This window comes from Streptomyces sp. YGL11-2 (assembly GCF_050054615.1).
Classification (GTDB): domain Bacteria; phylum Actinomycetota; class Actinomycetes; order Streptomycetales; family Streptomycetaceae; genus Streptomyces.
The window spans coordinates 45,237-56,132 of record NZ_JBNHIN010000051.1 but is presented as its reverse complement, the minus strand read 5'-3'; the positions used below and the strand labels follow the sequence as shown (position 1 = coordinate 56,132).

11 protein-coding genes and 4 pseudogenes are annotated in these 10,896 nt (G+C 66.5%); 5 read left to right on the top strand and 10 right to left on the bottom strand.

Annotated elements, in window-relative coordinates; translation table 11 throughout:
• Positions 1-308: 308 nt before the first annotated feature.
• Complete coding sequence (locus tag ACO1BR_RS35865; RefSeq protein ID WP_426799293.1) at positions 309-575, top strand: hypothetical protein; 267 nt, start codon at positions 309-311, stop codon at positions 573-575.
• 551 nt (positions 576-1,126) lie between these two features.
• Here the strand turns inward: ACO1BR_RS35865 and ACO1BR_RS35860 are convergent.
• A pseudogene (locus ACO1BR_RS35860) lies at positions 1,127-1,213 on the bottom strand (IS5/IS1182 family transposase); the annotation flags it as partial.
• 286 nt (positions 1,214-1,499) lie between these two features.
• Here ACO1BR_RS35860 and ACO1BR_RS35855 point away from each other — a divergent pair.
• A complete protein-coding gene (locus ACO1BR_RS35855; RefSeq protein WP_426799292.1) occupies positions 1,500-1,802 on the top strand; it encodes a hypothetical protein in 303 nt (100 codons plus the stop codon).
• Positions 1,803-2,010: 208 nt separating this feature from the next.
• Here ACO1BR_RS35855 and ACO1BR_RS35850 read toward each other — a convergent pair.
• From ACO1BR_RS35850 to ACO1BR_RS35810, 9 genes and pseudogenes are all read right to left on the bottom strand, one after another.
• Positions 2,011-2,133, bottom strand: a pseudogene (locus ACO1BR_RS35850) (transposase); the annotation flags it as partial.
• Between the two features lies 1 nt (position 2,134).
• Positions 2,135-2,250 (bottom strand): annotated as a pseudogene (locus tag ACO1BR_RS35845) (transposase); the annotation flags it as partial.
• A 75-nt stretch (positions 2,251-2,325) separates the two neighbouring features.
• Positions 2,326-3,333 carry a caspase family protein gene (locus ACO1BR_RS35840; protein ID WP_426799291.1) on the bottom strand — a complete coding sequence of 336 codons (1,008 nt, stop codon included), beginning with the start codon at positions 3,331-3,333 and terminating at the stop codon, positions 2,326-2,328.
• Complete coding sequence (locus ACO1BR_RS35835; RefSeq protein ID WP_426799290.1) at positions 3,330-3,707, bottom strand: effector-associated constant component EACC1; 378 nt, start codon at positions 3,705-3,707, stop codon at positions 3,330-3,332. Before ACO1BR_RS35835 ends, ACO1BR_RS35840 begins: the two co-directional genes overlap by 4 nt.
• 351 nt (positions 3,708-4,058) lie before the next feature.
• The gene (locus ACO1BR_RS35830; protein WP_426799289.1) at positions 4,059-4,745 is read right to left on the bottom strand and encodes a Clp protease N-terminal domain-containing protein; all 687 of its coding nucleotides are present in this window, start codon (positions 4,743-4,745) and stop codon (positions 4,059-4,061) included.
• Positions 4,746-4,904: 159 nt separating this feature from the next.
• The gene (locus ACO1BR_RS35825; protein WP_426799288.1) at positions 4,905-5,681 is read right to left on the bottom strand and encodes an IS630 family transposase; all 777 of its coding nucleotides are present in this window, start codon (positions 5,679-5,681) and stop codon (positions 4,905-4,907) included.
• Positions 5,579-5,893, bottom strand: a pseudogene (locus ACO1BR_RS35820) (helix-turn-helix domain-containing protein); the annotation flags it as partial. The gene ACO1BR_RS35825 and the pseudogene ACO1BR_RS35820, both read right to left, overlap by 103 nt.
• A 194-nt stretch (positions 5,894-6,087) precedes the next feature.
• A complete protein-coding gene (locus ACO1BR_RS35815) occupies positions 6,088-6,645 on the bottom strand; it encodes an N-acetyltransferase family protein (RefSeq protein WP_426799287.1) in 558 nt (185 codons plus the stop codon).
• A gap of 99 nt (positions 6,646-6,744) precedes the next feature.
• Positions 6,745-7,221 carry an N-acetyltransferase family protein gene (locus ACO1BR_RS35810; protein ID WP_426799286.1) on the bottom strand — a complete coding sequence of 159 codons (477 nt, stop codon included), beginning with the start codon at positions 7,219-7,221 and terminating at the stop codon, positions 6,745-6,747.
• 452 nt (positions 7,222-7,673) lie between these two features.
• Between ACO1BR_RS35810 and ACO1BR_RS35805 the strand changes: the two genes are divergently transcribed.
• From ACO1BR_RS35805 to eccD, 3 genes are all read left to right on the top strand, one after another.
• Positions 7,674-8,639, top strand: a complete 966-nt coding sequence (locus tag ACO1BR_RS35805) for a hypothetical protein (RefSeq protein ID WP_426799297.1) — start codon at positions 7,674-7,676, stop codon at positions 8,637-8,639.
• Between the two features lie 435 nt (positions 8,640-9,074).
• Entirely contained in the window at positions 9,075-9,353 is a 279-nt protein-coding gene (locus ACO1BR_RS35800) for a hypothetical protein (protein WP_426799285.1), read from the top strand.
• A gap of 160 nt (positions 9,354-9,513) precedes the next feature.
• Positions 9,514-10,869 (top strand): type VII secretion integral membrane protein EccD, encoded by a 1,356-nt coding sequence (gene eccD, locus ACO1BR_RS35795; RefSeq protein WP_426799284.1) that lies wholly within the window; start codon positions 9,514-9,516, stop codon positions 10,867-10,869.
• Positions 10,870-10,896 lie beyond the last annotated feature (27 nt).

Sequence of the window (10,896 nt, the reverse complement as noted above, 5' to 3'; positions counted from 1 at the left end):
ACTTACGTCCCACCTGGACATCCCTCCCTGGACCATCAAGATCCATTGTCCGGGTGTCCACTCCAAAGGATCAGCCTCAGACACCCAGCCGTGCCATCGAGTAGACGCATTGCGAAGTGAGTGGCGTCGCTGTGCTAACGACGTTGCCGCAACGGCCCGAAATCCTGTCCAGTGCCGGACCGTGCACCCATCGCACCACGATGGACACAGGGGAAAGGAAACACCTCAAGACACCCCACAGCCTCCGCTGCGGTGACAGTGACTCAAGGGCAGAACCGGTGCAGCCCGACCACAGAAGGACGATACGGATGAAACGCACGATCGCTCTGCTTCTCGGCGCCGTCTCGCTGGGCGCCGCCTCCCTCACCCTGGCCGCTCCTGCACAGGCGAGGGTCGTTGACTGCCAGAACTTCCTGCGCACTCACGGCTACTCCGTCGGGCCGAAGGTGACGAAGGCGTGCAATGAGGCCCGGGATGGAACTGGCATGGGGTGGTGGGCTTGCAAGGTCCTGCTCCAGGGATACGGCGTCAAGGAAGATGACGCCTCGCTAGCCTGCGACAACGCCGCAGGCTAGCGAGGCGAGAGCGCCAGTTCACTGATGGGCTGGCGCTCTCATCAAGGGGAACTGCAAGACAGCGGGCCGCCGCCGCGGAGGTACGTCGAGCGCAACGGTGCCGGGATGGGGGGCACTTGTCCGGACACGGTCTTGACCAACAGTCAGCAATGGAGCCTCACTGGTTGGTCACACACAAACCCTTGGTTCGGTTGCGGTAGCGGGAGGAGCTTCGATGAGCGGCAAGGACAAGCAACCTGACGATTTCATGGCAGGGGTGGTGGTTGTGCGCTGATGGTCTTGGGCGCGGCTGTTGTGTTCGCTCTGGCGCAGAGCACGGACCGGCCGGAGCCTATGAGCTGCCAGGGCAGCAGTTGCTCGGCGGATCCGGGGGGAGGCGGCGCCGAGTACCACGGTGGAGGGGCAGCCAGCGGCGGCAGCGAGGGAACCGGAGGCAGTGGCGAAGCGGGCGACGGGCGCGAAGGGGGCCGGGGGTAAGTAAGCCGACCGGCGGCGAACCGGCTCAAGGGCGGACCGATACCGCGCTGAGAGGTCGCTCAGATAGGCGGCAGTCATGGACGGCGTCGAGGACGTGTGTCCCAGCGGTGGGTGGTCCAGGCTTGGCGGATCAGGCTACGGACGGTGGTGATCGTGTCGGAGCACGACCGATGGTGCCGATTCACGGGTGCCGTATGCGTGGGTGTTCTCCCCGGGACCGGATGTGTGGCGGCGTGAGTTCGAAGGACGCCTGGCGAGCGTCGAGGCAACTCCCGTCGCGGGCTGACGAAGACTCTCGCCGAACCCTCCGGTGAATTGGTCGCTGAACGCGCGAACTTTTCGCATCCGCGTGCATGAGGGGACATAAATCGCCGTGCGCACGCGCCACAGGCGTGTGGTGATTCTTCTACTCAGGCTCGGATATTTCCGTACAGGAGGATGGGAAGCGTGAAGAAACCCCGCCGGAGCGACGTGCCAGTGGCTATCGTCGTGGCTGTTGTTGACCTGGTGATCATGACGATGCTGGCTTCTGCGTATGGACTGTCCGGGCTGAGCGCCGGCGCTCCGGATGCCCGTGAGGTGCGGCAGCACGAATCCGACGAGATCACCATTCTCGTCATGACCGCACTGCTCGCCGGCGGGGGTTGTGCACTGGCCGCACTGTGCCGATTCTGGAAGACGAGCATCACCCATCTCGTAGTGACCGGACTTCCTCTGCTGGCCTGCGTCACTTGGCAAGAGTGGAGCTGAGCGTCGGCGTACTGCTCGGGCATGGGGACATGCTTCCGCCGTGGGAGCACGGGGCCCACCTGAGCCCTTCGAGAGCCCGTCATGCGACGTAGTCGCACNGTCACTTGGCAAGAGTGGAGCTGAGCGTCGGCGTACTGCTCGGGCATGGGGACATGCTTCCGCCGTGGGAGCACGGGGCCCACCTGAGCCCTTCGAGAGCCCGTCATGCGACGTAGTCGCACGTACGTGGGTCGTGACGCATGCGGACCAGCACGATTGTGTGCAGCGCGCGGTTGGCTTGGCGGTCACCGCCACGGTTGAGTCGGTGGCGGTCCGTGCGCCCGGAAGAGGCACACCCGCGCCTTGGTCCACTCGGAAAGCGCTGATGAGCCGTGGCTCCAGATGGACCGAACGACGCCGAGGGCAACCGCTGCCACGTACATCCCGACGTGGCCACGAACACGATTGCCTGGGTCGGGGGGCCACGAATGGTTGTCCAGTTTCGTGGCTACCTGCTGCACGTTGCCCTGAGATCGCGCTCGCCTCAGTGCGAACTGTACGTCCAAAACCCGAGGAGGATCAGTCCGGCCGTCACGACGACGAGCCCCAGCCACACCCCGCGGGTATTTTCCTCGGGACGCCGGGGCTCCGGCAAGGCTGCGGCGCGGTTCTTGAGCCACGGGGGCCGAGCCGGAGCAGAGGCACCAGGGTCGGTCGACTCGGCGGGAGAAAATTCGATCGCGGGGGCAGGCCCAGGGGCAGCTGGATCGGGGTCGGTCGACTCGGCGGGAGACGATTCGATCGCGGGGTCAGGGCGAGAAGTAACGGAATCGTGGCGACGCACCAGGACGAGGTCCCCCGCGTTGTTGATCACCCGGCGCTGAGGCCGGGGCATGCCGCGCACTGCGAGATCGCGTCGCACTTCCTCGAAGAGGTCGTTCAGGTTCAGTGCCACCGGCCCCTGTAGGGCCGCGAGCAGGGCGCCGGTGAACGCTGTGTGCGTGGTGCCTTGGGGTGCGTAGGCGACGGCGTTGGCGGAGGTGGAGGCGAGCGTGTAGGTGCCGGCAACGTCGATCTGTCCGGCGACTGTGCTGTGTCCGCTCGTCATCGCCTCGGTGGCACGACCGGAGAAGCAGCAGTCCAGCACCAGCACCCGGATCGCCGCCGGGCTGTCGAGCAGTTCCTCCCGCAAGGTCTCGAACGGCAGCGCGGTCCAGCGGATGTTCGCGGTATCGGTGTGTGACAGGGCGAGGTGGAGTCTGCCCCGGTCGTCGACCAGCCCGTGCCCGACGTAGTACACGAACAGCAGGTCGGTCGCTTCCTGGGCGACACGGGCAAGGAGAGAACCCACCTCGGACGCGGTGGCAGGATCAGCTACGGTGACGCAATGCTCCGGCGGCAGAGAGCCCGTGGCGGGATCGGTGAGCACCCGCCACAGATGGGCGAGGTTGGCACCGATGGCGGGCAGGCCAGGCAGGCCGGACTCGTCGGCGTGGGCGCCGGTGCCGATGAGAATGGCGCGTGAGCGATCCGGGTCCGGCAACCGCGTCACTGCCGATTCCCCTCCGCCTCAGGGGTGTTGAGCAGACGTTCGATATCCCGCGCGAGCGCCTGCGGGTCAACGCCCTTGGCGTCCACCTCAAGAGTGCGGCCGTCCCGCGTGCTCACCGTGATCCGCAGATCCGAGCGCCGCTGAGCAACCCAGGTGGACAGGCAGTTGGCCAACACCACCCCCATGCCACCGGACCCGACAGCCACCGCGAGCACATCCAGTGCCCCGCCCATCTCCCCCGGGGCAGGCGGGGTCTGCACTGCCCGCACCCGCCCCCGCAATCCGTCCTCATAGCGTAACCAGTCCATCAGAGACCGCAGTTGGTCCCCCGCACCTGGTACGCGTAACCACAGTTCTCCTACTTCTTCGCTCATCACCGGTCCATCCTGGCCCATGTCCCGTCCCGTCGGTCCCGGATTACGCATCACCGGCCGTGGTCCTCATCGTGCCCTGTGCTGTGATCGGCCTTCGATGCCCGAGTTGGTCAGAAGCTGTGAGGCGACGAGCTGTGCGACCTCGCTGACCAGGGGTGGATAGGGAAGCGCTTTCCGATCGAAGGTGCCGTGGCTGATCTCTTGTATCACTGCGGCGGCGTCGGCCGCGTGCCGGGTGTCCTGTCTCAACGAAGCGAGTCGCCCGCATGGCGTTGACCTGCGTGGACGGGATTGGGTGAGACGCGCGGACTCGGTTCGTTGAGACAGACAGCAAGTCTGGGACCGGTTCGATCAGCAGGCGTCCGCTGATGCGCTGTCGAGGGTTGCCAGGTCGAAGCCAGCATCGGTCAGGACTGAGGCGGCAACTCCGCGGCCGACCTGGGCGAGGCCGATGAGGAGGTCGTCGCAGTCGATGTGATCGGAGCTGTTCTGCTCGGATCGTCCCTCGGCGATAGAGATTGCCTTGCGGGAGTAGGGAGTCCAGGCAATCCGCTCGGCTGCTTGGGAGGCGCCCATGCTCAGCCGGCTTCCGACGGACTGGTGAACCGTCTCAGGAGGGACTCCAGCGGCTTGCAGGAGGCGGGTAGCACTGTTGTCTTCCGCGGTGAGCCCCCAGAGCAGATGCTCGGTGCCGATGTAGTTGTTGCGGTGCTGCACAGCTGCTCGCTTGACGTGGACCATCGCCTCGCGGAGGTCGTTGGTCATCGTCTCCGGACTGTAGCGCTTGTGCGGTGCGTGGAAGCGCTGCTGGACCGCTTGCCGGGTCACTCCCAGGGCGGTGCCGATGTCCGTCCAGGAAGAGCCGTGCATCCGGCAGTGCTCAACGTAGTCCTCGACCAAGTCGTCTGCCAGGGCCTGTAGCTGACCTGCGAGGCGTGCGGCAACCGTCAGCAGGGCGAGCCAGTCGGGCTGTTCTTGTCCGCCGGAGCGGTGTGCGGTGTCGCATCTCCTGTCGACTTCCGCGATGAGGTCGTCCAAGTCTGGAAGAGTCATGAGGCAAGTACGCCTTGACAATTCCCAATTGTCAAGGCGTACTTGCCTCCTTGTCGGTAGCTGCCCGAGCCGTCAGCTCAGATAGCCGGAGATCACGGGGACTGCGCGGACACCGGCAGGGAGGCCATTACTGACTTCGGCTCTTCAGGGTGACGTTGGGGCGTCGAGGGCGAGGCCGGTGCCCGTTATGAAGCCGTCGAGGGTGTCGGGCCGGTACTGGAGGCGTTTGAGCCGGTTGCGGACGAGGGCTTCGAGTCGGTCCAGGGCCATGACGGCGAGGTTGGCCAGGCTGCGTTTGACGTGGGCCCATACCCACTCGACGGGGTTCAGGTCGGGTGAGTAGGCAGGCAGCAGGAACACCGTCAGCCAGTCACGCTCGGCCACGAGGTCGCGCATCCTGCGGGAGACGTGGGTGTTCAGCCGGTCCCACACGAGCACGATCGGAGCCTTGACCAGCTGGTGGACTCCGTCGATCAGCGCGATGAAGTCCCGCTCGCCCATGCTGCGACGTGCTCTCCTGCCGGCGGGGTGAGTCCGAAGGCGGTGACACAGCCGGGTCCGGGAACCCGGCCTCATCGCAATCAGCCCAGCCACCGACAGCCGTCCCGAACGCCGGCCGCTGACGGTGACGACCGGAGTCACTCCGCGCCGGCCCCAAGTCCGTCCCCGGGGCGGCCGCCGGGTGAAGCCGGCTTCGTCCTCGAAGCAGACATAGCCCCGGCAGGCCGCCCGGGCCCTTTTACCTCCGCCCAGGTCACCTCCCGCCACACGCTCACGGCCTGCTCGTCGCGCTCGGCGACCCGCCGGGCGGGCACCTGCGGGGAGAGCCCGAGCCGGTGCATCAACCGGGTGGCACCCGAGACGCTGTAGGAGACGTGGAACTTCCTGCCGATCAACGTGGCCACCCTCGATGCAGTCCACACCTGGTCTTCCACCCAGCCGTGAGCGGCCGGCCCCTCTTCCAGATACGCGGCCAGCTTCTCCAGACACCGCGGGGACAGTCGGCACCGGCTCCCACTGGGACCGCGGGAGGCCAGAGCCTGTACACCACCGCCTCGCCACAACTGATGCCACTGATAAGCCGACTTCACGCTCACCCGAAGCCGCCGTGCGACTTCCGACGGCTTGACCATTTGCTCGAACAGTTCAGCCGCCTGCATCCGTACCGTCTCCCGGCGCTGACGCCCCGCAGGAGTCAGCCCGCCCCCATCCGCATATCTCACAGACCACGAATACAGCCACCCACCCACGCCCATCAGCGACTTCGCAAGGATTCACCCCAACGAGCTGAAGTCAGTAATGGTTGTCCCGTAACCGAGTTGAGCCGTCAGGGCAGGGTGCGTCGGTAACGCATTTCGGAGAGCAGCGTGTCGCCGTAGGTGTCGCTTTGGGTGGCTCCGTCGGCGGTGTAGCCGAGCGATTCATAGAAGCGGCGGGCGCGTAGGTTGTCCTGGAGTACCCAGAGCATCAACGTGTCGAACCGTTGGCCGGTGGCGTGGGAGTGCAGCGCGTTCATCAAGACGGTGCCGATGCCGTTCCCGGTGAGATCGGGGCGGATGTAGAGGGCGTAGACCTCGCCCGTTCCCGGGGGTACCTCGCCTCGGCAAGGTCCCAGACACACCCAGCCCACTGTTCCCGCATGGCCGTCGATGGCGACCAGGTTCAGCACCCTGTCTGGCGATCGCCTGAACCAGGACCTGCGTTCACGGGCATCGTCCTCGACGGTCATGCCGTCCAAGTACGGCTGCGGGACGATCCCGGCGTAGGCGGCTTGCCAGCCGCGCACCCGTATTGCGGAGACCGCGTCGATGTCGGCCTCGGCCATCTCCTGGACTCGCAACATCCCGGCACCGTAGACCACGACCTCCAACAGCCGCTCCTCCATAGCCCGCGCCTACCGAGGCCGTCCTGCGCGGAAGAGTCAGTCCGTCGCGAGCCCAGTCGCTGTTGTCCGGTCCTGGCACGGGCGGGGCGAGCTTCGAATTCAGAGCTGCTGATCCAAGAGGACGTTCATTGGGTTGAAGCCCGCGGCTCGGTAGAACGCACGAGCACCCTCGTTGAAGTACCAGACGTCCGTGACCAGGCGTCGGCAGCCTGCCGCGCGTCCGACTTCACGTACAGCTTCGAGGAGCGCCGCGCCGACACCACTACGGGCAGCATCGGGGACTACGGCGATTTGATCCAGAGACAAGATGACGTCTGAATGCTCCAGTGCATTGCCGAGCCGGTTTTTGACGCGGGCGAGGGCGTATCCGAGGGCTGCGCCTTCCGTCCCGTCGGCGAGGAGCACGGTGACTGCTGGATCGGCTATCTGAGCTCGGAAGAAGGCTTCGACGGCATCCTGTTCCGGGGAGTCACGGAACAGGTCGGGACGGTGCCTCTGGTGGAGGTCATGAACGATGTGGTTGAGGGTCGCGAGCAGAGCAACGTCGTCTGAAGAAGCGGTTCGAATCTGGACCACGTCGCTATCCTGGGCCGTAGCCCCTGCCACTGTCACACGTTTTGGAGCTTGAGGGCGAGTCTAGGGTCGACGGCATCGACGTGCCGCGCCAGCCACTTCCCGCCCCAAACCAAGCCCCTTGCACCGCCAGCATCAGCTCCTTGCCCCGTGCCAGTTCGGTGACGACGAACAGCCGCTCCCACGATCATCCCACCCGGGCAAGATCGTCCAGGGGATCCGTCGGCCGCCCGGTGTGATCGCCTCAACGGAAGCCCGCAAACCGCATGAACAGGTTCATATAGGCTGCTCGCTCCGTCTGTTGCCACCCGCATTGATCTGGGGAGTTCCCTGTGACCGTAGCGACCGAACCGGCCGTCCCGCCCGCCGACGAGACGCCGGACGAAGAGAATTTCTGGGACGAGAGGGCGTCGTCCGGCAGTGAGGTCGCAGCGGGTGCTGCAAATGCCCTGATCATGCGGGATGCCCGCGAGTTCGGGGCGTACGCGCGGACCGGCGGCTGGGCGTTCGCGCTGAAGGTCGCGCGCAGCGTACGGCCCGGCGGGCAGGCTGCGGGGGAGACTGCGAAGGTCTCCGCGAAGGAGTTCGCCGAGCTGGCCGGGTGCTCGCCGGAGCGCGTGATGCGGTTCTACAAGGCGTGGGACATGGCCGCCGACGACGGTGTCGTCCCGCAGTTCGAGGCGCTGGCCCCCGGTGAGGACGTCGAGTTGCCGGATGCCGATGTGTGGCTCTCGTACTACAGCTCCCGCAACAGCGCCACGTCCGTCCGCGGTACCGCGATCACTGCTGCGGCCGAGGCCGAGGGGATCCGGCCGACCAAGGCCCTGGAGGTCGCGGAGAACCCCACCGCGCTGCGTGCCGCGATCCTCGCCGACCCCTCTACCGCCGAGGCCGCCCGGGCCGCGCTGCTGGACCGGATCAAGGAGGACCCGGCCCTGCAGGCCGAGCTGGCCCGCGACGTTCTCCGGACCGAAGGGCTGAAGAAGGCGGTGGCCACCGAGAGCCGGGCGGCCGACCGCATCGGATACGTGCGCCAGATCGCGGAGAACGGCCAGATCAAAACCCCGGCCGGACAGACCATCGAAGCCCCCGTCGAACTGCGTGCGGAGGCCGAGCGGCACCTGTCCCTCCTCGATGAACTGGACGATGACGAAGAGGCCGGTGAGTGGGTCACCGAGGCGTACGACACGGTCAAGGGCCTCGTGGTCGAGGCCGTCGAGGCCGATCCCGAACTGCGCGTCCAGGAACGCCGCACCAAGTTCTACAGCAGTCTGCAGAAGGCGACGAAGGTGTTTGAGGAGCTGACCTTCGACGACGCCGACGACATCTACGAGGACGATATGGTCAACCGGCTGGAAGAACTCCAGCAGGCCATCGCCACCTGCATCACCGCCCTGCGCAAGGCGGCCCCCGAACGCTGAACGCGGACGTACTGGCCGCGTTGTGTCCGACGGTTGGGTGCCCTTCACGGTCACTGACGGACTCTGGACGTGTCTGGGCGCCCGGATTCTTGTGCCTGCGCAGTTGGTGAGGCCCTGCAGACGGGGGATGCTGCAGGGCCTCAGGTGGAGAACGATCGCGCGAGGCGCATAGTTCCCCGGCGTCACTTTGCTTGCCATTCTGGCGAATGGCTAACCCAGCTGGGCAGGAATGCGCTGGCCAAACGTGCTGGCGAGGCATCCAGACGCGAAAGCGCGGCCTGTAGCGGTGCGCGACGAGCCGACTGCACCGCGACGGAGGTAAAAGTGCGCCATCATGCAGGAGGGCCACGGGACGATGGCCGGCGCGTGGCCGCCGGTGGCCGAGGGGACATCGACCGTGACTGAGGCGGCGGCGACTGAAGCGACGGACGGGAAATGGCACGGGATTACGACAGTCAGCTGCTGGAGTCGGTGGCGGTACGCCGACGCAGGATGCGCGATGCCTTGCTGTTCGGCGCGCAGCGCGGGCGCCGTACGGCGGATGAGCGGCTCGGGAAGGTGTTCGCGGGGATCGCGATCACGGCCGTCCTGTGCGCGGGGTGCGTGGGATGGTCCTTCCTTCAGCACACGCTGGCGAAGCAGAAGGCCGAGCAGGACAAGCAGCAGCGCCAGGTGCAGCAGTACGAGCAGCCACCAAAGCCGAAGAAAACCTAAGTGGACACGTGTGGGATGGTCTTACAGCCTTTGCGCAAGATGCGCGGGAAGCTCCCCGTACCGGCCGGAGAGTTCCCTGAAGCAGGCTCGGGGAGGAGGGCTGCATAGCCATGTCCGATCGGCCCGAGAGCCTCAGTGCCGCGATGATAGGTTTTCGTAAGTGGTGAGCAGAGGAACGACTTCCCGGGCGCAACTGAGTCGAGTGACGTTGGTCGGCGAGCGGCGCCGGGCCGACGTCGTCCTGCTCTCTGACACGCCCATTGGACAACTGCTTCCCGATGTCCTGCAGTTGCTGGGTGACCGGCCCGCGTCCGGACCGATGGCGCGGCAGTTGATGACGTCTGACGGATCCGTTCTGCCGCACGACAGCACGCTGGCGTCGGCTGGCATTGCCGATGGTGCTGTGCTCCGGCTTGTCAGGATGCACTCTGCCCCGCCTGCCCCTGTAGTGCACGATGTCACTGATCAGGTGGCTGATGACCTCGACCTGCGGGCGTGGCGCTGGCGCCCCGCTGCCCGCCGGGCCAGTGCGGGGGTGGCCACTGTCGCGTTCGCGGTGGTTGCCGCGCTGCTGGCCCGTCGTGAGTTCGCGCTCGGCGCCTTGGCCGGTGGCCTTGGTGCTGTCACGGTGGTGCTTCTGGTGACCGGTGCGCTCGTTGCCAGGGTCGGACGGGGAAACCGGGGCTTGGCGACGGCCCTCCTGCTCGCCTCCGGTGGGCTTGGTGTTCTCACCGCATGGACGGCTGCTGACGCGTATCTCTGGCCGGCCACGGCGCGGCTGGCTGCAGTCGCGGGTGTGCTGGTCGTGACGTTTGTGTCTCTCGGTTACTTCTCGCCGCTCGGCAAGGGCGGGTTCGTTGGTGCCCTGACGACCGCCACGATCGCCGTCGTGTGGGAGGCGGTTGCCGCCGTTCAGAGTGATCCGGCCCGGCTCGGCGCCGTCATGGCTGTCTTTTCTCTGGTGCTGCTTGGTGTGCTGCCTCGGCTCGCCCTGATGGCGTCGGGGCTCACGGCGCTCGATGACCGCCGCTCGGGCGGTGTCTCTGTCAGCCGTCACCAGGTCGGTACCGCGCTTGCGGCGACGCACCGCGGTCTTGCACTCTCGACGATTGTCACTGCGGTCTCGTCAGTCTCCGCCGGCTGGCTGCTCACCTTGGCTCAGAAGCCGACCGTGTGGACTGTGATGCTGGCGTCGCTGGTCGTCGTGGTGATGGTGTCGAGGGCGCGGGCTTTCCCCCTGGTCGCTGAGGTCGTCGCGCTCTGGGTCGCCGCGTCGTGTCTCGTCGTGCGCCTTGCCGTGGTCTGGATGGAGCGTGCAGGGGGTGCGGGGCCGCTTGTCGTGCTGTGCGTGGCTGCGGCGTTGCCACTGCTGGTATTGGCCGTGCAGGTGCCCGAGCACGTGCAGGTGCGCCTGCGGCGCGTGGCCGATCTGGTCGAGTCCATCGGCATGGTGGGGCTCTTCCCGCTCGCCTTCGGTGTGTTCGGTGTGTACGGGCAGTTGCTCAACCAGTTCTGAGTCGATATGCAGGTGCTCCGGACGGGG

What these genes read in the sequence shown, in the direction of transcription:
- ACO1BR_RS35865 (WP_426799293.1), top strand. Translation starts at nt 309, where the DNA reads ATGAAACGCACGATCGCTCTGCTTCTCGGCGCCGTCTCGCTGGGCGCC.
- ACO1BR_RS35835 (WP_426799290.1), bottom strand. Translation starts at nt 3,707, where the DNA reads ATGAGCGAAGAAGTAGGAGAACTGTGGTTACGCGTACCAGGTGCGGGG.
- ACO1BR_RS35815 (WP_426799287.1), bottom strand. Translation starts at nt 6,645, where the DNA reads ATGGAGGAGCGGCTGTTGGAGGTCGTGGTCTACGGTGCCGGGATGTTG.
- ACO1BR_RS35805 (WP_426799297.1), top strand. Translation starts at nt 7,674, where the DNA reads ATGCGGGATGCCCGCGAGTTCGGGGCGTACGCGCGGACCGGCGGCTGG.
- ACO1BR_RS35800 (WP_426799285.1), top strand. Translation starts at nt 9,075, where the DNA reads ATGGCACGGGATTACGACAGTCAGCTGCTGGAGTCGGTGGCGGTACGC.